We start from the raw sequence: 23,894 nt of genomic DNA on the forward strand, positions 1-23,894 counted from the left end.
AAGGGGGTTTTCATGGAAGAGCTAAATAAACAACAGCAAGAAGTAAACGAAAATATAAATATTGGGCAGGAAGTTGATGAAACTGTACAACACTTAAATAATCCAGTTTCAGGACCTAAGCCAATTGTAAAAAAATACCTGAGTGCGGTACAGCAAGTACTAGTAGAAGGGAATAGGTTTTATTTTTCAGATGGTGATGCCCGTGTCGAAATTAGGGTGGTTAGTGATGAGATCATTAGAGTCCGACTGGCACCTCATGGTGTTTTTCTTGACGATTTTTCTTACGCAGTGCCTGTTGTAGACCAAAAGGTGACTACTTTTAAAATGGAAGATCGGGAGGACTGCTATACTGTCGCAACCAATACCATTACCTGTAAGATCAGGAAAAGTGATTTCCATGTATCCTTTACCGAGAATGCAAGCCAAATGGTGATGAGTGAGGATGATTCGCCGATGCATTGGGAGGAGAACGTGGAATTTGGTGGCTATTACGTGTATGCGACAAAAAAATGCCTTCCTGATGAGAATTTCTTTGGGCTTGGTGATAAGTCAGGAAATATGAATTTAAGAGGGCGACATTTCCAAAACTGGAATACGGATGCCTATTCTTTTGGTTGGGATCAGGATCCATTGTATCGTACCATTCCTTTTTATACCGGTGTGCATCATCAAGCTGCATACGGGATATTTTTTGACAACACTTTCCGCTCGTATTTTGATTTTGGTAAAGAAGACCAATCAAAAACCAGTTTTTGGGCAGACGGCGGAGAACTTCAATATTATTACATTCACGGTCCACATTTAATGGACGTGGTAAAAAGATACCAAAGCCTGACTGGTACTCACCCAATGCCACCAAAATGGGCATTAGGCTATCATCAGTGTAGGTGGAGCTATTATCCAGAAAAGAAGGTAAAAGAAATAGCCGATGGTTTCAGGTCTAGAAATATTCCTTGTGACGCCATTTATCTGGATATAGATTATATGGATGGCTACCGTTGCTTTACCTGGAATAAAAGCCATTTCCCAGATCCTAAACGGATGATTAAGGAATTGGCCAATGATGGTTTTAAAACCGTGGTGATGATCGATCCGGGGATTAAAGTAGACGATAATTACTGGGTTTTTAAAGAAGGCAAAGAGAATAACTATTTCTGCCGCCGTAGCGACGATTACTTTATGGAGGGGCATGTATGGCCCGGCCGATGTCAGTTTCCTGATTTTACCAATCCTGCAGTTAGAGAATGGTGGGGTAAATTGTATAAAGGACTGGTTGATATGGGCGTTGCCGGCGTATGGAATGATATGAATGAGCCTGCCGTATTTGGTTCAGGTACTTTTCCAAACGATGTAAGGCACAATTACGAGGGGTATAGAGGTTCGCATCGCAAAGCCCATAATGTGTATGGTATGCAAATGGTGCGCTCTACTTATGATGGGCTCAAAAAATTAATGCGTAACAAACGTCCGTTTACCATAACCCGTGCGGGATACTCAGGTATGCAGCGTTATGGTTGTGTGTGGACAGGCGATAACGTAGCCACATGGGAACATTTAAAAATTGGTAACATCCAATGCCAGCGTATGTCTATTTCCGGAGTGCCTTTTTGCGGAACAGATATTGGCGGTTTTAGTGGAGAGCCTGATGGCGAATTGTTTACCCGCTGGATTCAGCTGGGTACCTTCTCTCCATTTATGCGTGCCCACTCGGCTGGAGATACTGCAGAACGCGAACCATGGAGCTTTGGAGAGCCTTATACCAGCATCAATAGGACTTATATTGAGTTAAGGTACCGGTTAATGCCTTACCTGTATTCAGTATTTTGGGAGCATCATCGTTATGGATTCCCAATCCTTAGACCACTGGTAATGTTGGAGCAGGAAAATGCAAGCACCAGCTTCCGTCAGGATGAATTTACCTTTGGTGATAAAATATTGGTATGCCCGGTATTGGAGCAAGGAGCTACTTCACGCACGGTTTATCTACCTAAAGGGAAGTGGTACAATTTCTGGACACACGAGGTGTTAACAGGCGAAAGTGAACATAATGTACAAGCTCCTTTAGAGAATATGCCATTGTTTGTAAGGGCGGGATCAGTAATTCCAGAATATCCGGTGATGCAATATGTAGGCGAAAAAAATATCGATGAGGTATTATTAAATGTATATTACACCGATTATGAAGTAAACTCTTTCTTGTTTGAAGATCATGGAGATACTTTTGCTTACGAGCAGGATATCTATTCTGAGAAAAAGTTTAGTGTGAATGGAACCCAATACCTGCTTACGATTGAGCAAAGTGTTGATGGTTTATATACACCTAATTACGAGCTGTATGATTATAAAGTTGTTGGCTTGCCATTTAATGTAAATAAGATTACGGTTGATGAGAAGGATGTTGTAGATTATCGCACCGACGAAAACAATTGCCTACGTTTCAAATCAAATAAGAATTTCACCACTATAAAAATATATAACTAATGCAGGAAATGCTTGCCCACAGCTTATTCAGTGACTTTGACATTTCATTATTTATATCCGGCAAGCACTTTCGGCTCTACGAAAAGTTTGGAGCCCACCTTATTAGCGTTGACGATGTAGCAGGGACCTATTTTTCGGTTTGGGCGCCAAATGCTCAGGCCGTTCATGTCATAGCAAATTTTAATGACTGGAATAGGTCTAGCCATCCCTTAAATAAACGTTTGGATGTTTCTGGGATCTGGGAAGGTTTTATTCCTGGTGTTGGGAAAGGTGAAATCTATAAGTTTCTGGTTAAGGGATTTGGAGGAGAAGAAGTTGAAAAGGGCGATCCTTATGCAAAAAGATGGGAACATCCACCTAAAACAGCCTCTATTGTTTGGGATAACGATTACAAATGGAAAGATAAAGCTTGGTTAAGCAAGCGACCTAAATTGAATGCCTTAAATAAACCAATGTCGGTTTATGAGGTACACCTCGGTTCCTGGCAACGGGATCCTGGTGAGCCTGATCGCGTATTGACCTATGTGGAAATCGCCAATAGTTTGGTGCCTTACTTGCTCGATATGGGTTTTACCCATGTGGAGTTGATGCCTATAATGGAATACCCTTATTTTCCATCCTGGGGTTATCAGATCACAGGCTATTTTGCTGCAAGTTCCAGACACGGAACTCCACAGGAGCTTATGTATTTGATTAATGAACTACATAAAAATGATATAGCCGTTATTTTAGACTGGGTGCCTTCACATTTTCCAGGTGATGCGCATGGACTCTATCATTTTGATGGCACGCATTTATACGAACATGCGGACATGCGAAAGGGCTTTCATCCGGATTGGAAGTCTTATATCTTTAACTACGATAGAAACGAAGTCCGTTCCTTTTTAATCAGCAATGCACTGTATTGGTTGGATAAGTTTCATATTGATGGCTTACGGGTAGATGCTGTGGCTTCTATGCTTTATTTTGACTTTTCGCGTAAGGCAGGAGATGCTGCTACTAACGAATTTGGTGGAAGCGAAAATTTAGGAGCCATCCAGTTTCTGAAAGACCTGAATATTGCCGTTTATGGTAATTATGAAGGGGTGCATACCATTGCCGAAGAAAGCAGTACCTATCCCTTGGTTACCCATCCGGTACATAGCGGCGGACTGGGCTTTGGGATGAAGTGGATGATGGGCTGGATGAATGATACACTAAAGTATTTTAAAAATGATCCTATAAACAGAAGATATCATCATTATCAGCTTACTTTTAGTAGTAGCTATGCTTTTAGTGAGAATTTTATGCTTCCCTTTTCACATGATGAAGTCGTGCACGGTAAATCATCTATGATTTACAAAATGCCGGGCGATGAATGGCAGAAGTTTGCAAATCTAAGGGTGCTGTATGCTTATATGTATACGCATCCGGGAACTAAGCTGTTGTTTATGGGCAATGAGTTTGCACAAACTCATGAATGGGATTTTAAAAGCTCGCTAGACTGGCATTTACTGGAACACGCGCCTCATTTGGGCATGCAGAAGGCCGTTAGAGCGATCAATAAACTGTATACCTCCGAACCTGCTTTATACGAACATAGCTTTTCTGCTGAAGGCTTTGAGTGGATCAATGCTGATGATGCCAGACATTCTATCTATATCTACATCAGAAAAGGGAAAAAAGCAAAAGATACATTGATTGTAATCTTAAACCTGACACCTGTTTACAGAGAGAATTATAGGGTAGGACTACCATTTAAAGCTAAATGGACTGAGATATTTAATACCGATGCGAAGGAGTTTTTTGGAAGTGGGAAGTTGAACACTAAATCAATTCAACCAGAAAAAGTAGGTTGCCATAACCGGGAATATTCCATTCTGTTAAATGTTCCTCCATTGGCGGTTACGATTTTGAAACAGGAGAAATAGCCTTCTTTTTTACTTTTATCAGGTAGTAAATGCCAAAAAAGGCAGTTAGGACCAGTGCGCTAAGTTTTCCATAGTTGGCCAGTGAATTACCGGCAGGTTTTAGTGCTACTTTTTTATCGTAGCCCATATAAACCAATGCGTCCCAGTAATAAGGTAAATATTCCTGTGCCGGTCTTTGCTTGTCTTGTAACCAGTCTAACTTTGCATGATGTAATGCGAGGCTTATGGCTTGTCCCTGCAACATATTGTGGTAGCAGCTGGTCGTAATTTCTGATGCAGCCTGGTCATTTACATTCCATAATCCTGCGATTGTTCCACCCGTTCCTATTGCTGCAAATCCTCTGCTTAAGCTGATGATACCTTCCCCAGTGTTCATCATGCCATCAGCTGTACGGCAAGCGCTTAATACCACTAAATCCGGTGCGGTTTTTCTAGCCGATAATTCGAATAAGAATACTGGTTCATCATCAAACGATAAGGTCGGTTCTTTTTGTAGTCCTGATGAATAAGAATGGGTGCTGATGTGCAATACATTGGCCTTGTCAAAGGCATTAAAAAAATCTTTTACCCGGGCATCCTCATCCATCATAAAATTGCCGTCCACAATTTTCGCTATCGATTCGGCTTCTTTTGCCACCGCAGGGATAAATTGTTTGTTTTTATTTTGATGTGTAACAAATAAGCCGGCAAAGCGCCCAGGGTTGAGCTTTTTGGTCGATTGGTTTATCCAGGTTTGAATGGAAAAGGCGTAAGAGAGGGAGAGCTCTTTGATAAGGTATGGCCAGCTGGCTATATCGGGTTGATAATTGTCATTCGTAATCATCCCGTCAAAAGAAAGATAGCCGATCACTTCATCGGGAATGATGATTAGCTTTTCATTTTTGGATAAATTAAAACCACCAAGCAAGGTTTTGTAAATTTGGTTAGAGGTAGTGAAAAATGATTTAGGCTGGTTCATCATGGCGGTAGGGCCATTGTGGTAATAGGTATTTACAAAATCAGATATGTCCTTTTTTACCTGTTGTGCATTAGAAACCCGTTTGACGTGTTTAACTTGTCTGTTGTAAATGTCAGCTACATATAGATGGGAGTTGCCAGCGAAAAACTCAATAAAGTGGGCGCTGCGGGGCAATTGTTTGAGCAAACTATTAGCGGTCTTAATGTCTTTACTTAGGGCCAATGAAGGGTAGCGTTGAGTTATGTTTTTCTCCAGCGCTTCCAGTTTAAATTTAAGCTCGCTATTCCGTTTTTCTATCTCTTTCGGGCTTTCTCCACCTTGCAGCAATTCTTTTTCATTGTAGGCTATTGCCTGTTCAAGCTTTGCTTTTTCCTGAAATAATGGGTCTTTTGTGGAAAGTGTTAATTGTTGTTGATTTCTACGGATATCATCCAGTAAAGTACGTGCTCTGGTCTGTTCAATAATGTCTACGATAATTTCTGCAAAACGATGATCTTTAGTTTTTGCAAGTAATTTAAAAGCAATGCCAATCGCATTTTCTGCCATTTGTTTAGTTTCTGACTGGAAACGTTGCTTTGTCTTTACATCCGCAAGTTCAAAGCGAATCTTATCTGCAGCGAGCAGCGAAAGTTGAATGTTTTCAAGCGCCTCTTTGTCTTTACCTAGCTGGCCATAGGCTAAAGACTTTTGGTAAAATAAGTCAACCAGACGGTTGTCGCCAAACACCCTTTCTACATTGACTTTTGAGGCCGTATCCGCTAGACCGAATGTGTTCAATACCTGGTTGAAATATGTTATAGCTTGATTTGGCTGTTTTTGAGCAAGTTTAATTTTTCCCAACTGGATAAAGATATAGGCCTTTTCGCGTAACCGATTCCCATTGTAGTACTTATCGTTAATCGCAAGGGCTTGTAGGTAGTTGTTTTGTGCAACAGCAAAGTTTAGTTTCTTACTTTGGATATTGCCTGCGGTGATGTAACTGCTTAAAAGCCAGTAAGCAGATTCGAAGTTTGGCTTAAGTTGTTTTTGACGGACAATGTTCCTTGATATGATCTTTTCAGCGAGGCTAAGCTCATCTTTATCATTATAAATGTCGGCCAAAGTATTGTCAAGTAGCACAAGTGCAGCAGATGTAGGCGTCGTTTTTTTTGTGCCTAGGTGGATGCATTCTTCCGCTTTTTTAAAATCACCTAAAGAGCGGTAAGATATGGCCATATTGTTGTAAACCGAGATCGCCAAAGGATCATTGCGCTCTTTTAGGGCATGATCAAGCGTTTTTTGCTGAATAAAAAGTGCCTTTTCGTAATCACCCAAACGGGTATAGTTGTTTGCCCATGGCTTTAAAACATATTCAGCAATCCCCTCTACATTCAGTTTATGTTCAACAACATAATTATAAGCTTGTTCGTAGCAATTGATGGAGTTTAGGATGTTGCCGGTATACATCTGGTTGTAGCCCTGATTACTCAGTAGCATGAGCCAGGCTTCTTTTTCAGATGTCGATTTAGGCTTACGCCATCTCTCCTGTTCCGTATTCATCAAAAAAGAAAGGCTTTGCCTTGGATTGACATAGCTGTAATCAATCCTCGTGTATAGCCAATCAGAAAGGTTATCCTGTTTCTTTAAGGAGTCTAATGTTTTAGTAATAGACTGCGGAACATTTACTGAGGTTTGGGCAGTAGCAGTAGCAAGTCCAAAAAATGAAAGATAAACAAGAAGGATTCTCGCTAAAACTTCCATGTTAAATATGTAATTAACCTGTTGTTAGATCCTTGTAGGGTATATAAATACCTAAAACCAATAGAAGGCCCCACATGTACTTTTCCTACCTGTACATCTGTAAATAGCGTATTCTGGAAATCGTTAAAACTCTTGCTGATTTTGTCGAATGATTTTTTAAGCGTAACAGGCTCAGCAGTGCCAGTAGCTTTTAAAAGTTCAAATAGTCCCTGTTTAGAAGGGGTAGACTGCTCATCAATATTAAAGGAGACCAAGGTGCCAATACCTGCCCCAACGTATTTGTTTAAATTATAACGCATTTGGATTGGGACGATATTGATGGTAATCACTTTTACACGCACCAGGCTATCCGCATATTTAAGTCTGGCCTCTTGCTGCCTACCATCAACCACGATAGGGACAATTCTGTCATTGCCAGGCATTCGATTAACTAGATATTCTTTTTCTGCAAAAGAACTCGCATATAGTTCAACTTGCCAGTAATATCTGTGTGGTGCGTAGGGAGCTAAGCTAACACCAAAGGTGATGTTCTTTTGACCTGAAAACGGTGTGTTGCCATTTTTGAAAGGGAAACCATAACCGGCAATAATCCCGGGCGATAATCCCATTTTATATCTTCCTGTGGCCCTATTGGTATATATGGGTTCATTTTTATCGAAAACAATCGCGGCCCCACTTTTAAAGGGTAGCTTTTTAGGCTTTGCTTTAAAGCCAATTTTATACTCGATAAAACCCATGGTAGAGTCGGCATCTTTTACACCTTTTTGCTGCATACCGGGTAAGTAAATATTTTTAAATACAAAATGCATGCTGTCGGCCACGCTAACTGTATCCAAACAGCTTTGGTTTGCATAAGCGTCTTTACTTAAAATCAGTTTCGGTTTTGAATCCAATATTTCTATAGATCCTTTATCCAGTATTTCGGCAATAGCAACGCCAACATCCACCTTTTTTGCCGGGCCTTTGCCTGTATTTTGAAACCTTACCTTATAAGTGAGTTTTTTGTTTTTTCCAGTAAAACGAAAGTTCATTCTACTGTTTTTTAACATCATTTTGTTGGGGTCATGGGAGGCTACAATCTGAAGCTCAATCGTGAAAAATTCTGTTACCGCCAATGGGTTATCTGGAATAAACATACCGGTCAGTTTTACCACTGCATTGGTATCTTTAATCATCTCCGGAGTAGTTTTTAGATTTAGGAAAATAAACTTCTCTTCACCTGATTTTAAGTTCTCAAATTTCCAGCTTTCATTTTTTCGATAAGCCAGCATCTTTTCTTTAATCAGGGCTGTGCCCTCAGCGTCAAATACTACATTGTCAGCTTCTGGAGTATTTGGGCCATTTATTGCTGCATAAAAGGGCTGATTGTTGCTGAGTTTCAATGCAGCTATTGTCCCGTATTTATCTAGCGAAGCCTTCTTCTCATTATGGTAAGTCCGGGCCTCCGCAAGTTCAAAGTTGTCTTTATTAAACTCTTTATCATTATATAAAAGGGAGAGGGTGCCATTAAGGCTTGCCACTCCATTTTCAGGCTTGTTGCGGTAACCCAATAGCAACATCATATCATCGCCGGGTTTGGGCATACAGTTGGTTTTCATTTCAACAGATCCACCTGATTTAAAAAACTGTTGTTCTGGGGTTAATTTATTTGCTGCAAGTATGGGGCGACTGCTGCCTGGTTTTAAAGGTTTCGGTCTTGTTGGCGGACGTTTACCATCATCATAACTATTGGTAGCAAATAAGCGTACGTCGTGTTTTAAGGTATCCAGGTAAATGTGTTGCGGTTCTTTTTCGAAGGAGAATTGTCCGTCACCAAACTCCCAGAAATAGCTATAGAAGGGTTCTGGTGCACCAGCAATCTGACGAAGTGGACGTAAAACGGAGCTGAACTTGACCACTCCATTTTCTACCGTATGGTTAATGATAGCTGGAACAGTATCCGTTGGCACTATTAAAGCCGGGACCGGTTTATTGACTACTGGATGTTTTGTTTGTGCAAAACCTCCGGTTACGACAAATAATTGTGCTAAAATAGTGGCAGAAAATAATAAGCGTAATTGTAGCGGTCTTTTCATATTAAAAATGAATTTAGCAATATAATTGTAAATCAATGCCTGTTTGCCATTAAAACGGGAAAAAGGCTGCATCATAAATATGATGCAACCTTCAATTGTGTGTTTAATAGGGATTTTAATAATTATCCAGACTGCTGATTACACCTTGTATGGTAGCTTCAGTAGTTTCTGTTAGGGTAAGTGTCAAGTTTTGGTTTGCGCTGATCGTGATGTCCTGAACCGCGTAGTAAAATCTACCATCTTTAACACAGAATGAAAGCATCTTACCTTCTGAACCAATTGGCATACTGTTGTCGTAGCTTTTTACTTTGTTCGGGCCATCAGCAGTGTACAACTGAGCAACAACATTAGCTCCTCTTGCGCAGAAGTATACAAAGGTTTCACCACCATAAGCATGGAAACTGGCCATTGAACCTGGGTTGTTAAGTACCTCTACTCTTACTGTTGTTTTAGGACTAGCGTTATTATAAAATATGTCGCAGTTAACCCATCCAAGACTTCCGAAATCAAACGTAAAGGCGGATTGTGAAGCACCTACTTCTTTCATGCCCACACCATTAGCGTTTCTTGGCGCTGCCCATGCCATTTGGTTAGCTGGTCCGGCCACAAGTGGTTTCTCTCCACCCTGATCTACACCTACCCAAAGTTGAGTAGCACCATCTCTTTTAGCGGGAATAGCGATTTTAATCGGTACAGCAAGGTTTTGATCTACGCTAACACCACCAGATTTTACATCGATAAAGATAAAACCATCTGATGCCAGTGGTGCTCCTGATGAGTGGTTGGTGTTTCCACCAGTAAATATAACTGCACTTCTTTTCAATACCTCATAAGCTTCAATCGTAACGTTGCCTGTTACTGGTACGCCACCTTTAGTTAGTGAGCCAATAGGGAATGTGATTTTTGTGCCATCCAATAAGGATACAGTTTGAGGAAGGGCGGAGGCATTGATCTCTTTAGTTTGTTTTTGAGCGCCAAATTTAGCGGTAAACTCTTTGGCTGTCTTTGCAGTGTTCGTGTCACCGTCGTTCGAGTTTTCTTTTTTACACGCTACGCCTAAGGCGATCAATACGATGAATAATGCTGATGTTAAGTTTAAAGTTTTCATGTTCATAGTTTTAAAAAATTGCTTACTCTATTAAGGCTTTTCAGCGTTCGCCATTGGGTGATTCGTATAGATATCAACGGCAGTCAAAAAATGTTACCCCCCTGTTTTAATTTTTTTTATTGCGCTACCAAAAGAAGTTTTAAATTAGTAGCGATATGCTTGATTATAAATCCACCAATGGCTAAAAACATACATTCAGACCAGCGTTATATTGTGGGACTGGTAAATAATGATACAGCAATCATTAATGAGATTTATAAGCGTTGTGCCGCTAAAGTCAAATCATGGATCGTATTTAATAATGGGAGTGATGATGATGCTGCGGACATATTTCAAGAGTCCTTAATGGATATATATAAGCAGGCAAAATATAAGTCACTAGAACTTACCTGCCCTTTCGAGCCTTATATATTATTGATATGTAAACGGAAATGGTTAAATGAAATCAAAAAAAGATCAATTCTACCGGTAACAAATAGCGAAGAGGATTTATTACATATCGGAGAAGATACTTTTGCTAATGCAGATTATCTGGAAAATCAGGAGGCGCAGTCGAAGTTGTTTTTCAAAGCGTTTGAAAAATTAGGCGAACGCTGTAGAGAGATCATTTCATGGAGCATGAAGGGGGAGGCACAAGAAAAAGTGGCCGAAACGCTTGGTGTTACTTATGGTTACCTGAGAAAAAAGAAATCTGAATGCATGGCATCTCTGATAAAAATGGTTCAATCTGATAAAACGGAAGAATAATGATGAACGAGGAGAAATTATTAACTGTTGCCCGTTACCTTGAAGGTGATATGGAGCTTCAGGAAAAACAGGAGTTTGAAACTTTGCTTCAGGTAGATGAAGAGTTAAAATCGCTGTTGGCCGAATATAAGAATGTTCATCAAACCTTAAAGATGAAGATTGCCCCTTCTGAGGACGATAAAGAAGTTGAAGCAACATTAGCCGCATTCGGTAAACAGTATTTTAAAGATCAGGAACATTCCTCAGCACGAGTGGTTACTTTGCGACCATACCTAAGGTGGATCAGCGTTGCTGCAATTTTAGTTATTGGGTTGTTTGTATGGGCTCCATGGTCTGTCAATCTTTATGAAAAATACAGCATCAGTAAAGAAATGTCTGTGGTAGAGCGCGGTGCGGATACTAAAAATAACCTTGAAAAGGCCGCGGATCTTTATAACGCACATGATTTTAGTGCTGCGAGCGCAGTTTTAGCACAGGAATATACACTTTCACCAGAAAACACATTGGTGGCTTATTATTACGGAATTACCCTTATTGAAACAGGGAAAGAAAATGATGCGAGGAGCATCCTTACAAAACTGTATGAAGGGGAATCTGTATTTAAATATGATGCTGCTTATTACATTGGCTTGAGTTTCTTGAAACAGAAGGATAATCAGCAAGCTTTAGAATGGCTTGCCAAAATCCCTCAAGGAACAGCTAATTATGATAAAGCTCAGGAGCTTAGCAAAAAGCTACATTAGTTTTTTTACTTTTTTTATTATTAATTTCATATTACAGGCAACCTATGCCCGCTAATCTGCGTACCTGTAAGTATAAATGAATTAAAATTTTCAAGTGAACGAATTAATCATTCAGGAATTAATAGCCGGTTGTAAGAAAAAAGACAGGAAATGTCAGAAAGGACTTTACCAGATCTTTTACAGCTATGCTATGCGGATGTGTATTCGTTATGCGAATGATAAAGAAGAGGCCATAGAATTGGTTAATGATGGATTCATGAGGGTATTTATCAATATTAACCGATATGAAGATACAAGACCGTTTAAATCATGGTTAAGTACCATTATGATCAACACTTCGATAGATCATTACAGAAAACAAATAAAACGTATTGAAATGGAAGAGCTAAATGCGAGGTATGATATAGAGGATAGGGAGAGTATTCTTTCTCATATTCATTATGAGGATTTGATTAATCTGGTTCAAAAGCTATCTGTTGCCTATAGAACGGTGTTTAACCTATTTGCAATTGATGGTTATACGCATGAAGAGATTTCGTCAATGCTTTGCATCTCAGTGGGTACATCTAAGTCTAACCTATTTAAAGCCAGAGAGCAACTGAAAAAAATGCTAAAAACTACGTCGTGATTGGATTATTGATAGATATAAAACCATTATGGAATTAAACGATAAAGAGTTTGATGCCACCTTTAGACAAAAGGTATTCGATGCTGAGCCTCAGTTTGAGGAAGCGGCTTGGGATAAGATGGAGCAAAAGTTGAAGAAACGGGATCGGGTTATATTTTATAGAAAATCTGCAGCGTTGTTGTTATTGCTTTTAATTGGTTTTGGTGTGTATACAACTATAGGTGACCAATCGGCGAAATCTACAGGAGCTATGGTGGCAAAAAAACAGCGCATTCAACCAGTAGGCTCAATTCAACAAGTGGATCGTAAGGATGATGTTATTTCGTATCCTACTAAAAAGGTTAAGCCAAGCTTTGTTGTACAAATTCCAACTGCAACTGCGACTCCGATCTCTGCTCCAATTCAGGTTCTGGTTCCTGCTACTGTTCCTGCTCTTAGTTCTACTCCTTTAACTGATACCTTAAACAGCTCGATTTTAATACCTGTATTGGCCCAATCAGAACCTATACAAGTGGATTCAAATGCTGTTGCGGCATCTGATACAGATTTGCTCCCTGCTTCGCTAGCTTCAGTTATTAAAAAGCAAAAAAAGGCAAGGACTAGGACATGGCCAATGAGTTTGACCTTGAGTGCCGGGCCAGAGTTTAATTCATCTGGTTTGGTTATAGGGGGCAGAACAGGTTTTAGCGCGGGTGTTGGCTTTAGTATAGGTGTTGCAAAGCGACTTAAGCTGCAAACCGGGTTAAATTACAGTGCTAAGTATTATGGCGCAGATAACTATGAATATAAATTTAAAAACCAGCAGATGAAATCGATCATTTCGGGGGTAGATGCTTCTTGTGCTGTCCTTGAAATCCCTTTACTGGCTTCGTTGAATGTTTTAGATGATGTGAATAGAAGCATCGACCTTAATGCCGGTATGTCAAGCTATTTTATGCTTAAAGAGAATTATACTTACAGTTACACAGCTGCATCGGGTTACCAAGATCGCTTTCAACAAATCAATGGTAAGAACCAACACTATTTTGGGGTGGTCGATCTTTCTGCAACTTACTATGTAAAACTTAAAAAGGAAAAATTCAGATTAGGGCTTGAGCCTTTTGTAAAAATACCTTTAGTAGGTGTTGGCGAGGGGCGGGTAAATCTAAAATCAAGTGGAGTTTCATTAAAAGTACGTTATGATCTGGGGAAAAAGAACTACTAATATCCTTTTAGGAGCATCATTTACATTGCTACAGCTAAGTGCAATTGCGCAAAGTTACGTAGGAAAAGGTGTAAAGCTTTCTTTGTTTTCTTCTACACCGGTCGAAGATATCAGAGCTGTTAATGTGAAGGGTACGGCTGTATTGGTTGGTAATACCAGAGAGATTGTGGTTCAGACCCCAATTAAAGGGTTTGAGTTTGATCGGAAACTGATGCAAGAGCATTTTAATGAAAATTACATGGAGAGTGACAAGTATCCCATGGCAAAATTTAAAGGAATGATAGACCAGGTCATTGATTTTACCAAAAATGGGGAGTATGATGTTACTGCCAGCGGGAAGCTTACTGTACATGGTGTAGATAAAATGAGAAGCATACAGGGGAAGGTGATTGTAAAGGATGGAGCAATACAGATTCTAACAGAATTTAAGGTGCCTTGTGCCGATCATAAGATAAAAATACCAACCCTAATTATAACTAAGGTTGCTGAGGTAATCAGTATAAAGGTTGATGGTAAACTAAATCTCGCAAAATAATGCTAAATATGAAAAAGACCGGTTTATTGGCAATTGTCCTTTCTTGCTTTTTAATGAATGCCCAAGCTCAGAAAGCAGATTCCTTATTGAAAACGCTGGATAGCAATAATGGCAGTCCTGAAGTGGAAGCTGTGTTTAAGTCCACAAGGGTGGTTTTATCTCAGTCTACCGAAACACAGAAGAAGCATGATTTGGATTTACGTATTCGTCATCACTTTGGAGATATTGGGGGCCGATTTGGAAGTTCACATACGCTGTATGGACTTGATGTGGCCTCTGATTTGTTTATAGGTTTTGATTACGGCATTACCGATGATTTTACTGTTGGAATTGGAAGAAGTAAGCAGGATGAGCTTTTTAATTTTTCTGGAAAATATAAGCTGTTAAAACAAAAAAGCGATGGTGGTATGCCTGTCAACCTAACCTTGTTTGCCCAGATGGGCTGGATAGCAAGGTCTCCTTTTTCCGAAAGTGAATTTTCTAGCTACGCCAATCGGTTCTCTTATTTTATTCAACCCATATTTTCCAGGAAATTCTCTTCAAGATTGTCGTTGGAGGTATTGCCTGCTTTGTTGATGAGGAAAAATACTACAGAAAGCAGGGATCCTGAAAATCTTTTTTCTATAGGCTTTGCAGGGCGGATGAAACTCAGTAAACGGTTATCCTTTGTTGCCGATTATACATTGGTAAATGGATTGTCTAGACCAACAGATCTGAGTCAGGCCTATTTTAACCCTTTGGGTGTTGGCCTCGAAATTGAAACAGGCGGGCATATTTTCTCATTAAACTTTATGAATTCTGAATATATTCTGGAAAACAACTTTATCCCAGGCACAAAGAAGTCCTGGCAGGATGGAGGCGTACGATTTGGCTTTACTATTTCTAGAAACTTTACCCTCTTTAAATCAAAAAATAAAGACCCCGATAAAACATCTAAAATTTACTAAAACTAAAATTTAAAATTATGGAACGTGAAGAATTTATCAAGTCCTTAGGACTTGGCCTGGCATTGCTATGCACTGGATCTTGTATGTCCGGTTGTGGAAAAGGTGGGACAGGTACGCCTGATCCAGAGACAAAACCCCCAGTTGGAGGTGGCGGTGGGAGTACAGCTAGTGTTGATCTGGCTAGCCAAATTATGGCGATTGGTGATCAGGCAACAGTAAATGGTGTACTGTTTTTTAGAGTTGCAGCAGGAAATGTTCCGGCATCCTTTGTCGCCACAGAATCAGTTTGTCCACATCAAGGAGGTAGCCTTGTATGGAAACAAGCGCTAAGTAAGATACAGTGCCAGTTGCATTTTTCAGAATATGGTACCAATGGGGCAATCCTTCAGGGGCCACAAAATTCAACGGGTAATACCAGGACACTAAAAATTTACAGTACAGCTGTAAGTGGGACAACATTGACGGCTACTATAGCTTAATATTTCCATACAAATAGCTATATTCAATTGCTAATTATAAAATGCAGTATGGATAAAAAGTACGCTAAAGCCAATAAAGTGTTTTTGATGATCGGTTTTATTGTAGGCTGGTTTGCGTTAATCGCACAATTGTATCTGACGATAGTAAATAATGATATTCCTGTAATGGAGTCTGTAACCAGGTATTTCAGTTACTTCACCATTCTCACCAATATTATGGTGGTATTGTGTTTTACGTTATTGTTGTTTAATTTCAGTAAGAACGAGGAAAGCTTTTTTTCAAAGCCAAAGGTTTTGGCAGCAGTTACGGTTTATATCAGTGTAGTTGGGATTGTTTACAATTTAATATTGCGGTTTACATGGCAGCCAAAAGGCCTGCAGCTTATTGTAGATGAATTGTTGCATGCAGGTCTGCCAGTTCTTTTTATGGTATACTGGTTGATTTTTGCGCCGAAAAGCACATTGAAATGGACTGATGCTTTTGCCTGGTTGATCTATCCTTTTGTTTATGTAATATTCATAATGGTAAGGGCTGAAGTTTCTGGATTTTACCCTTATCCATTTATTGATGTGGCTGCATTGGGATACAATAAGGTGTTGCTAAATAGCTTTTACCTCTTAATTGTATTTCTGGTATTATCGCTGGGATTGGTTTGGATTGGGAAATTAATTGCAAACCATCAGAAAAAGAATAAGCATTTAAACTAAAAGAGACCGTATCATAAAGCATTCGTCATCCTGAATTTATTTCAGGGACCTCGCACGAACTATTCGAAAAACATGCTCAAGAGGGATCCTGAAATAAATTCAGGATGACGAACGCACAAAAAAAGAGCCTGTCAGGCTCTTTTAATTGTTTCTAAGCCTACTTTTCTGGCAAGCCTCTATATTTCTGCATGGCTTTAATATTCGGATCATGACCACGGAAATCGCGGAACATTTTTCCATAATCTTCTGTATTGCCACGAGAAAGGATCATGTCGCGGAAGCGCTGACCATTGGCAAGGGTTAAGCCACCATTCTCTTCAAACCAAGAGAATGCATCGTGATCCAGCATTTCTGTCCACAGGTAAGCATAATAACCTGCCGCATAGCCATTACCCCAGATGTGTAAAAAATAGCTGGAACGATAGCGTGGTGGAACATACGATAAGCTTAATCCTGTTTTTTGAAGTGCTGCGGTTTCAAATTTATCAGCATCCTGCAAAGGTTCAGTTGCCGAAAGTTTATGCCATTGCATATCTAATGCAGCGGCAGCTAATACCTCTGTTAGGGCATAACCCTGGTTAAATTTAGCGGCTTTATTTATTTTATCAACCAATATTTGTGGCATTGGCTGTCCGGTACTGTAATGAATCGCATAGTTTTTAAAGACTTGCGGATTTACGGCCCAATGCTCATTAAACTGAGATGGGAACTCAACAAAGTCTCTGGCTACGTTGGTACCCGAAAGAGTAGGGTATTCTTGATTGGCAAAAAAACCATGCAAAGCATGTCCAAACTCATGGAACATTGTGGTTACATCATCAAAGCTGATTAACGCAGGTTGTCCGCCAGCGGGTTTAGTAAAATTGCATACGTTAAAAATAACGGGTTTAGTGCCCATTAATTTCGACTGGCCAACCATGTTGTCCATCCATGCACCACCAGATTTGTTGTCGCGTTTAAAGTAATCGCAGTAGAACAAACCAATTGTACTGCTGTCTTTATCAAGCAATTCAAACACCTTAACGTCTTTGTGATAAACCGGCAGGTCAGTACGCTCTTTAAAAGTAATGCCGTACAGTTGAGTGGCAGCGTAGAAAACTCCGTTTTTAAGTACATTATTCAATTCAAAGTAGGGCTTAACCTCAGTTTCATTTAGATCGTATTTAGCCTTCCGTACTTGTTCCGCATAATAATCCCAATCGTAAGGTTCCAGTTTAAAATCACCTTTTTGTGTATCTATTAGCGATTGAATTTCTGCAGCCTCTGCATGGGCCTTTGCTGTTGCTGAGGGGACCAGTTTAGCGAAAAATGCTTCAACGGCAGCTGGGGTTTTAGCCATTTGATCTTGTAATTTCCAGGTAGCATAATTAGGGAATCCCATTAATTTTGCTTTCTCAGCCCGTATTTTGGCAATTTCAACTATCGTTTTTCGGGTATCATTGCTATCGCTTTTCTCTGCACGATTCCATGAAGCCTCAAATAATTTCTGACGGGTAGCGCGGTTAGATAGCGATTGTAAAGGTGGTTGCTGTGTTGTATTTTGAAGGGATAGCAACCATTTTCCGTCCATCTTAGCGGTTTTTGCAGCTTGGGCTGCGGCATTAATTTCACCCGAGGATAAACCTTCCAGATCTGATACGTTATCGGTAACCAAAGCGCCGGCTTTTGCTGCCGCAAGTAATTGGTTAGAAAACTTTGCACTTAGCGAAGCTTCCTGCTCATTCAGCTTTTTAAGGTTAGTTTTTGAATCTTCAGAAAGTTTGGCTCCAGCTAATACAAATTTCTGATAAGTATATTCAACTAATTTGTTGGATTCAGGATCTAGATTAAGCGATGCTCTCGTATTGTATATAGATTCGATGCGTTTAAATAGTTTCGCATTCAGATATATGGCATCCTGATGTGCGGCTTGTTTAGGCGCTATTTCTTCTTTTATTTTTTGGAGATCATCATTGGTATTTGCACCTGTCAGTAGACCAAAGACATTATTTACACGGGTCAACATTTGCCCGCTTTTCTCCATTGCTACCAGTGTATTCTCAAATGTGGGGCTTTCAGTGTTATCTGCAATTGTGTTGATCTCATTTAAATGGATCTTCATGCCTTCCTCAATAGCAGGTTTAAAATCACTATCCTTTATGTGATTAAAGTCAGGCACCTGATAAGGTAAGGTGCTTTCTTTGAGGAAAGGGTTTGATGTAGAAAGATTTGAATTATCCGATGCTGATTTCTTGCTGCTGTTTTCACATGATGCAAAAATAGCCAGCATGGCTACTAGTGGTAACTTTAAAGATGTTTTCATTAGGATATTGGTTTTCTTATGAACTAATGTACAAAAATTTGTGCCGATTAGTTCATAAGAAAACAGCTCCTAATTCAATGTGTTATTGAAATTCTTTAATGTCAACTATTCTGTTGCTATCGCTGAATTTCAAAAAGGTAATGCCTTTTTTATTCTTTGCCCAGCTGTAATTATTCTTAACCCAATCCGTTAGTTCAAGGTCCGTCTGAGGTGCGGGTTTAGCTAGTTTCTCATTAAAAATCTCATCGCTTGAGTAATGGACCTGGTATAAGGACGAAGGGGTAAGGAACACTAAAGTCGACTTATCTGGCGAATTTAAAATAAACTCACCTTGTATTCTTTCCTCAGGATTTTGTCTTTTGATCAAATGAACATTTGCATTCACATTGGTGATGAAAAAATCATTGTTAACCAAATATCCTGCTCTTCCCAGTTTGTTTATACCCGTAGTATACTTTGGATCCTCTTTTCCTGTTGAGGGCCTGTAAAGGCTCACTACATTAAGTTTGCCATTTTTTAAGGCGATGACATAGGATGGAGCAGCCAGACCTGAATTGTCGGCCAACTGAACAAGAAGTGCAGTTTTTTGGGTGTTTATAAATTGGGTAGATGCAAATTTATCAGTTATTGAATTTGGATCAGCCTTATTGATTTGAATTTTGACAAGTGTGTCTTTAAATTTTACATTAAACTCTTCTTTGATTTCACTGGTATTCTCGTCTTTTTTCAAAAGGATGGTAAATATGCTATCCTTTCCATCATAGGATTCATTAAATTTTTCATTGGCAGTCAATACCCTTGGAGTATAGGTTGCGGTAGTTTCCTGTTGTTTGCAACTAAATAAAAGAAGGGACAAGCCGAGCGCGTAGAATATGTTTTTCATAATGTTGGTTAGATTTTTTTCGTGCAAAATTAACCTTTGAAAAGGAATATCCAATAGCTGAGGCGGTTGTATGGGGTGTTTGTTTCTTGTATAACAATTGTTTTACACTTGATGCTTAAATGAATAGGTTTTGTTGCGTTATTCAAGCGGGATAGATTGCTTGAAATTATTTTAGTTTACCATAAAGGAAAATAAAAGAAATGATTGTTAATGTTAATTGATATCTTCGCCAAATAAATTAATAACATATAAAATGATGGGATGGCGTAGTCGTTCATATTCCTTTTACAATTAAACACAAATGAAAAAATCAATTTTAATGCTCTCAGCACTATGTATGCTGATCGTAGCTTCATGTAAGAAAGACAAGACAGATGATAAGGTTGCTGATTGTCTATTAACCGAAAGCACCTACACGGGTGAAGATGGGCACACTAGAAACTCTATTTTTACTTATAATACAGAAGGGAAAGTAATCAAAGTAAAGGGTGGTGAAGGTGGCCCTAATGATGATCTAGAAGTAACTTATACCTACTCAAATTCGAAAATCATTGAGGTTCAAACACAGCATGGGCAGTCATTTACAATAACTTATACCCTTGATGGTCAAGGTAGGATTGTACATCAGACTAATGAGCAAGGATATGTTGATACATATATTTATAATGCTGAAGGGTACCTAGTTGAAATTCAAGGTTATAACGCGGATGCTACTGCTGCATACAACAGTAAATACAGTTATACAAATGGTAATCTAACATCAATAAATAGTGGTAATTCATATACAATTAATTACATTTATGGTGCAGAGCTTGCTAATGATAATTTCGTAAATGAAGAGGAATTTCCATTTGATAGTGTATTAAGGAAGTTTTTTGGTAAGACGTCCAAGAACTTAGTATCAAAGCTTGTTGAAAGCTCTAGCTCTGGGAACCCATTTGAAGAAACATATACTTATGAAAAAGATGCCAATGGAAACATTACCAAGGTTAGTGCATTATCAAATGATGGTGATAGCTACGCATTAGTTTCTAAATACACTTGTAAATAATAACGAGTATAATCTAAACCGTATGAACCGGTTTAGATTTGATGTCCTTAATGAAAAAGATTAAAGCTACAGAAATGTGGCTTTTTTTGTTAGTAGAGCAGCCCACAACAGTTTTTAGTTGTTTTAATTTTAAAATGTATATTCGCTCAGCTATAATTAAACCTTGCTGTGAAAAATGGAAACAGCTTCAATAACAAACGGATCAGCTATTAGTATGGGTAATGAGGTTACATTTGAAGAAATGTACCGAAATTACTTTGCACCTTTATGTTATTTTGCTCAAAAGTATATTGACCGGGAAGATGCAGAGGATGTTGTAAATAATTTATTTCTTAAACTTTGGCGTCAAAAAGAGCGCTTTAAGAATCTTCAGCATGCGCAATCCACTTTATATGTAGCGACTCGAAATTCTTGCCTGGATTTTTTAAAAATTGCCAAACGCGCAGAAGATCGACACATTTTCGTAACGAAGGACGTTGCACAGGATAAGAACTTCATCGAAGAAATGATCCAATCAGAAGTATGGGGTGAGATTTATCGTGAAATCCATAACCTGCCAGTTCAATGTTCAAAAGTCATTAGTTTGAGTTTTGTAGAAGGCTTAAAAAATGATCAGATAGCCAAAGAACTTGACATCTCTATTCAGACAGTTAAAAATCAAAAAAGTATAGGCCTAAAACTTCTGAAGCAAAAGCTCTCCAAAAGTGGATTTTTATTGCTTTGCATGTATATGTAAGCTTTAATGCTAGCCTAAAAAAAATAAAAAATAATTTCGGTACTTTTTCTGATCGATGTCGTACTGTCTGTAAAATAAAGAAGATCACATTATAGGATTTATGAATCAATCTGAAATTCAAAAGGCACAACGCGTCATCTATTTGGTAACGGGGTATAGAAAAGGGTCGATCTCTGAATCGGAAAGTGCGGAATTGGACGCCTGGTTGAATTTAAGCCTGGGAAATCAGGACTTGTTTAATGAGCTAAACAGTGCTGATCAAAAAGAGAAAGCCTTAGATATCATGAATGCGTATGCTGTAAATGAATCTTTTGAAAACCTAAAGACAAGAATCGCAAAAGAAGATCAGTTTGTTGAAAAGAGAAAGCGCTATTCATGGATGGCTGCAGCCGCGGCAATTTTAATCCTGGTTTCTATAGGAGGTTATTTTTATACTTCCATAAATCGCGAACATATCATGATGGATGGTTTAGCGGTAGCTAAAGACGTTGCTCCGGGAAGTAACAAGGCAACATTAACGCTTGCGGATGGCAGAACTGTCGAATTAAGCGGCGATAAGCAGAGTGTGATCATAAAAGCTGATGAGTTAACTTATAACGATGGTACCAAAATTATAAGCGAAGGAAAGAGCAGGAATCAATATGCGGTATTAACTACGCCAAAAGGTGGACAATACCAGATTATACTTTCTGATGGAACGAAGATTTGGTTAAATGCCGCATCAACATTGAAGTACCCTGCTGAGTTTGAAGGTAGTGAGCGAGTTGTACAGCTTAGCGGTGAAGCTTATTTTGAAGTGGCTAAAGTACATGCCTCTTCAGGTAGAAGAATGTCGTTTATCGTAAAAACGGAAACGCAGCAGGTAGAGGTGTTGGGAACGCATTTCAATATCAATAACTACCCTGATGAAAGCTTCGCAAAAACTACTTTACTTGAAGGTTCGGTGCGCGTTTCAGCAGCCTCGGCAATTACGGAGCATCAGCTTTTAAAACCTAACCAGCAAAGTATCATTGCAAAAGACAGTGAATTCATTAAAATCATCAAGGTGGATCCAACCGCTGTCATCGATTGGAAAAATGGTGACTTCATATTTGATACGGATGTTAAAACGATTATGCGTCAGATTTCCCGCTGGTACAACGTTGAAATCGTTTATCAAGGGAACATTACTGAGGAGGAACTGGTTGGAAGGATATCAAGGTCTAAACATTTAACAGAAGTTTTAAAAGTATTGCAGGAAACTAATAAAGTCCACTTTAAGCTTGAGGATACCGTATCTCCCGGGGTAGAAAAACGGGTGATCGTGATGCCTTAGTTGAAAATGGAATAAAAAATTATCAATTATATAAAACCTAAAACCGAAACAATGAACCATTTTTTTAAATCAAGAACTGCGGCGCTCTTAACAGTAGCAGCGCTCAGTTTATCAAATGCTTATGCGCAAAATGCTCCTGTAGCCAAGAGCGTTGAAAGGCCAGCGATTACCTTAAAAGTTGGTGATGCAGCGCCCTCAATAGTGGCCGAGAAGTGGATTAAAGGAAAGCCCATTACCAAATTTGAAAAGGGGAGGGTGTATGTAATGGAGTTTTGGGCCACCTGGTGTGGGCCATGCAGAGCGAGCATGCCGCATCTATCTGAAGTTGCACGTAAATACAAAAAGGATGCAGATGTAATCAGCTTTAATGTAAAGGAATTGATTGCTGGTAAAAATAAGAACGGTGATTATATTGCTAAAGTTGAACGCTTTGTAAGTCGCTTAGGAGATGGAATGGACTATATTGTAGCGGCCGATGTACGTGAAGATGTGATGTGGAATACCTGGTTGGTAGCTTCGGGAAAATTTGGAATTCCTGTTGCATACATTATAGATCAGGCTGGCAAAATTGCCTGGATCGGACATCCTGCTTCAGTGGAAGGTCCATTGGAGATGGTTATCGCTGGTACTTACAATGAGGAAGGAAAAGCGAAACTGGCCCAAAAAGTAAAGGAACACGATGCACAGTCTAAGGCTTTGAAAGCAGACCTTAAAGTGGCCGAAGATGCAAAGGATTATAAAAAGGCGCTGCAAATAGTGGATCAGTTAATACCAATGTCTCCTTTTGGTGTAGGCAGTTTGGCAGGGAAGAAGTATAAGTTTTTAGCGGAAATTGATGCGAAGAAAGCAAATGCTTATGGATTGGAAGCGTTGAAAACTTATGAAAACGATCCATTAACCCTTCAGTCTTTAGCTGCAGATGTTAGTGATTATAAACTGGCGCTAAAGTTAATGGAAAAGGCAGCAGCTAAATCTGACAGTGAAGATCCTTATGCTGTAACCAACCTGGGCAAAGCTTATTACAGAGCCGGAGATACTAAAAAAGCAATTGAAACCCAGCAAAGGGTAATCGACATTTTGAACGATACTTCCCTGGTAGAACAAAAACAACAAGTAAAAGATGCGGCACAGGAAACCATGAAAATTTATAAAACAGGTGGGAAATTACTGGATAACGAAGCTTAAATAATTGAAAGGAGGTCATTTTAAGGCTTGATTTAAAGCCTATTCAAATAATAGGGAACTTGATAATAAAAAGATCGAAGGCGTTGGTCCGCCTCCGATCAATAATCAGGTTTCCTTGAAACATGCTAGAAACATATTTATCAACTTAAACCAGAATTG

19 protein-coding genes are annotated in these 23,894 nt (G+C 39.2%); 14 read left to right on the forward strand and 5 right to left on the reverse strand.

Annotated elements, in window-relative coordinates:
• Positions 1 to 12 precede the first annotated feature (12 nt).
• Positions 13 to 2,481, forward strand: coding sequence for a glycoside hydrolase family 31 protein (locus FBD94_RS01695; RefSeq protein WP_136878848.1), 2,469 nt, complete (start codon positions 13 to 15; stop codon positions 2,479 to 2,481).
• On the forward strand, positions 2,481 to 4,391 hold the full coding sequence (gene glgB / locus FBD94_RS01700; RefSeq protein ID WP_131607626.1) for a 1,4-alpha-glucan branching protein GlgB: 1,911 nt from the start codon (positions 2,481 to 2,483) through the stop codon (positions 4,389 to 4,391). Before FBD94_RS01695 ends, glgB begins: the two co-directional genes overlap by 1 nt.
• On the opposite strand, the gene FBD94_RS01705 is transcribed toward glgB, so the two are convergent.
• The 3 genes from FBD94_RS01705 to FBD94_RS01715 all read right to left on the reverse strand — a co-directional run bounded on the left by FBD94_RS01705 (position 4,366) and on the right by FBD94_RS01715 (position 10,272).
• The gene (locus FBD94_RS01705; protein ID WP_136878849.1) at positions 4,366 to 7,089 is read right to left on the reverse strand and encodes a CHAT domain-containing protein; all 2,724 of its coding nucleotides are present in this window, start codon (positions 7,087 to 7,089) and stop codon (positions 4,366 to 4,368) included. The two genes, glgB and FBD94_RS01705, sit on opposite strands and share 26 nt — an antisense overlap.
• On the reverse strand, positions 7,077 to 9,164 hold the full coding sequence (locus tag FBD94_RS01710; RefSeq protein WP_136878850.1) for a PKD domain-containing protein: 2,088 nt from the start codon (positions 9,162 to 9,164) through the stop codon (positions 7,077 to 7,079). Before FBD94_RS01710 ends, FBD94_RS01705 begins: the two co-directional genes overlap by 13 nt.
• Before the next feature lie 115 nt (positions 9,165 to 9,279).
• Positions 9,280 to 10,272, reverse strand: a complete 993-nt coding sequence (locus FBD94_RS01715) for a hypothetical protein (protein ID WP_131607629.1) — start codon at positions 10,270 to 10,272, stop codon at positions 9,280 to 9,282.
• Positions 10,273 to 10,449: 177 nt separating this feature from the next.
• Here FBD94_RS01715 and FBD94_RS01720 point away from each other — a divergent pair, with 177 nt between their 5' ends.
• The 8 genes from FBD94_RS01720 to FBD94_RS01755 all read left to right on the forward strand — a co-directional run bounded on the left by FBD94_RS01720 (position 10,450) and on the right by FBD94_RS01755 (position 16,263).
• Positions 10,450 to 11,019, forward strand: a complete 570-nt coding sequence (locus tag FBD94_RS01720) for an RNA polymerase sigma factor (protein WP_131607630.1) — start codon at positions 10,450 to 10,452, stop codon at positions 11,017 to 11,019.
• Positions 11,019 to 11,762, forward strand: coding sequence for a hypothetical protein (locus tag FBD94_RS01725; protein WP_131607631.1), 744 nt, complete (start codon positions 11,019 to 11,021; stop codon positions 11,760 to 11,762). The genes FBD94_RS01720 and FBD94_RS01725 overlap by 1 nt, the downstream gene beginning before the upstream one ends.
• Before the next feature lie 94 nt (positions 11,763 to 11,856).
• Entirely contained in the window at positions 11,857 to 12,390 is a 534-nt protein-coding gene (locus FBD94_RS01730; protein ID WP_131607632.1) for an RNA polymerase sigma factor, read from the forward strand.
• Between the two features lie 28 nt (positions 12,391 to 12,418).
• A complete protein-coding gene (locus tag FBD94_RS01735) occupies positions 12,419 to 13,594 on the forward strand; it encodes an outer membrane beta-barrel protein (protein WP_136878851.1) in 1,176 nt (391 codons plus the stop codon).
• Positions 13,569 to 14,129 carry a YceI family protein gene (locus FBD94_RS01740; protein ID WP_136878852.1) on the forward strand — a complete coding sequence of 187 codons (561 nt, stop codon included), beginning with the start codon at positions 13,569 to 13,571 and terminating at the stop codon, positions 14,127 to 14,129. The genes FBD94_RS01735 and FBD94_RS01740 overlap by 26 nt, the downstream gene beginning before the upstream one ends.
• Before the next feature lie 8 nt (positions 14,130 to 14,137).
• Positions 14,138 to 15,076, forward strand: a complete 939-nt coding sequence (locus FBD94_RS01745) for a DUF5777 family beta-barrel protein (RefSeq protein ID WP_136878853.1) — start codon at positions 14,138 to 14,140, stop codon at positions 15,074 to 15,076.
• Between the two features lie 17 nt (positions 15,077 to 15,093).
• Positions 15,094 to 15,555, forward strand: coding sequence for a QcrA and Rieske domain-containing protein (locus FBD94_RS01750; protein WP_131607636.1), 462 nt, complete (start codon positions 15,094 to 15,096; stop codon positions 15,553 to 15,555).
• Positions 15,556 to 15,603: 48 nt separating this feature from the next.
• On the forward strand, positions 15,604 to 16,263 hold the full coding sequence (locus tag FBD94_RS01755) for a Pr6Pr family membrane protein (protein WP_131607637.1): 660 nt from the start codon (positions 15,604 to 15,606) through the stop codon (positions 16,261 to 16,263).
• A gap of 157 nt (positions 16,264 to 16,420) precedes the next feature.
• Here FBD94_RS01755 and dcp read toward each other — a convergent pair whose 3' ends face one another.
• Together dcp and FBD94_RS01765 are read right to left on the reverse strand one after the other, a co-directional pair.
• A complete protein-coding gene (gene dcp, locus FBD94_RS01760; protein ID WP_131607638.1) occupies positions 16,421 to 18,565 on the reverse strand; it encodes a peptidyl-dipeptidase Dcp in 2,145 nt (714 codons plus the stop codon).
• Between the two features lie 82 nt (positions 18,566 to 18,647).
• A complete protein-coding gene (locus tag FBD94_RS01765) occupies positions 18,648 to 19,448 on the reverse strand; it encodes a hypothetical protein (protein WP_131607639.1) in 801 nt (266 codons plus the stop codon).
• A gap of 319 nt (positions 19,449 to 19,767) precedes the next feature.
• Here FBD94_RS01765 and FBD94_RS01770 point away from each other — a divergent pair, with 319 nt between their 5' ends.
• The 4 genes from FBD94_RS01770 (at position 19,768) to FBD94_RS01785 (ending at position 23,735) form a co-directional block, all read left to right on the forward strand.
• Complete coding sequence (locus tag FBD94_RS01770) at positions 19,768 to 20,499, forward strand: DUF4595 domain-containing protein (RefSeq protein ID WP_169472186.1); 732 nt, start codon at positions 19,768 to 19,770, stop codon at positions 20,497 to 20,499.
• A gap of 175 nt (positions 20,500 to 20,674) precedes the next feature.
• Complete coding sequence (locus tag FBD94_RS01775; RefSeq protein ID WP_136878855.1) at positions 20,675 to 21,235, forward strand: RNA polymerase sigma-70 factor; 561 nt, start codon at positions 20,675 to 20,677, stop codon at positions 21,233 to 21,235.
• 100 nt (positions 21,236 to 21,335) lie between these two features.
• Positions 21,336 to 22,550 carry a FecR family protein gene (locus FBD94_RS01780; RefSeq protein WP_131607642.1) on the forward strand — a complete coding sequence of 405 codons (1,215 nt, stop codon included), beginning with the start codon at positions 21,336 to 21,338 and terminating at the stop codon, positions 22,548 to 22,550.
• A 51-nt stretch (positions 22,551 to 22,601) separates the two neighbouring features.
• On the forward strand, positions 22,602 to 23,735 hold the full coding sequence (locus FBD94_RS01785) for a TlpA disulfide reductase family protein (protein WP_136878856.1): 1,134 nt from the start codon (positions 22,602 to 22,604) through the stop codon (positions 23,733 to 23,735).
• Positions 23,736 to 23,894: the final 159 nt, after the last annotated feature.

The organism is Pedobacter hiemivivus, assembly GCF_005144565.1.
GTDB lineage: Bacteria > Bacteroidota > Bacteroidia > Sphingobacteriales > Sphingobacteriaceae > Pedobacter > Pedobacter hiemivivus.

Bases quoted from the DNA above. Each gene is read 5' to 3' on its own strand.
- FBD94_RS01755 (WP_131607637.1), top strand. From the start codon at position 15,604: ATGGATAAAAAGTACGCTAAAGCCAATAAAGTGTTTTTGATGATCGGT.
- FBD94_RS01740 (WP_136878852.1), top strand. From the start codon at position 13,569: ATGATCTGGGGAAAAAGAACTACTAATATCCTTTTAGGAGCATCATTT.
- glgB (WP_131607626.1), top strand. From the start codon at position 2,481: ATGCAGGAAATGCTTGCCCACAGCTTATTCAGTGACTTTGACATTTCA.
- FBD94_RS01720 (WP_131607630.1), top strand. From the start codon at position 10,450: ATGGCTAAAAACATACATTCAGACCAGCGTTATATTGTGGGACTGGTA.
- FBD94_RS01745 (WP_136878853.1), top strand. From the start codon at position 14,138: ATGAAAAAGACCGGTTTATTGGCAATTGTCCTTTCTTGCTTTTTAATG.
- FBD94_RS01765 (WP_131607639.1), bottom strand. From the start codon at position 19,448: ATGAAAAACATATTCTACGCGCTCGGCTTGTCCCTTCTTTTATTTAGT.
- FBD94_RS01705 (WP_136878849.1), bottom strand. From the start codon at position 7,089: ATGGAAGTTTTAGCGAGAATCCTTCTTGTTTATCTTTCATTTTTTGGA.
- FBD94_RS01770 (WP_169472186.1), top strand. From the start codon at position 19,768: ATGCTCTCAGCACTATGTATGCTGATCGTAGCTTCATGTAAGAAAGAC.
- FBD94_RS01695 (WP_136878848.1), top strand. From the start codon at position 13: ATGGAAGAGCTAAATAAACAACAGCAAGAAGTAAACGAAAATATAAAT.
- FBD94_RS01750 (WP_131607636.1), top strand. From the start codon at position 15,094: ATGGAACGTGAAGAATTTATCAAGTCCTTAGGACTTGGCCTGGCATTG.
- dcp (WP_131607638.1), bottom strand. From the start codon at position 18,565: ATGAAAACATCTTTAAAGTTACCACTAGTAGCCATGCTGGCTATTTTT.
- FBD94_RS01785 (WP_136878856.1), top strand. From the start codon at position 22,602: ATGAACCATTTTTTTAAATCAAGAACTGCGGCGCTCTTAACAGTAGCA.
- FBD94_RS01715 (WP_131607629.1), bottom strand. From the start codon at position 10,272: ATGAAAACTTTAAACTTAACATCAGCATTATTCATCGTATTGATCGCC.
- FBD94_RS01780 (WP_131607642.1), top strand. From the start codon at position 21,336: ATGAATCAATCTGAAATTCAAAAGGCACAACGCGTCATCTATTTGGTA.
- FBD94_RS01725 (WP_131607631.1), top strand. From the start codon at position 11,019: ATGATGAACGAGGAGAAATTATTAACTGTTGCCCGTTACCTTGAAGGT.
- FBD94_RS01775 (WP_136878855.1), top strand. From the start codon at position 20,675: ATGGAAACAGCTTCAATAACAAACGGATCAGCTATTAGTATGGGTAAT.
- FBD94_RS01710 (WP_136878850.1), bottom strand. From the start codon at position 9,164: ATGAAAAGACCGCTACAATTACGCTTATTATTTTCTGCCACTATTTTA.
- FBD94_RS01735 (WP_136878851.1), top strand. From the start codon at position 12,419: ATGGAATTAAACGATAAAGAGTTTGATGCCACCTTTAGACAAAAGGTA.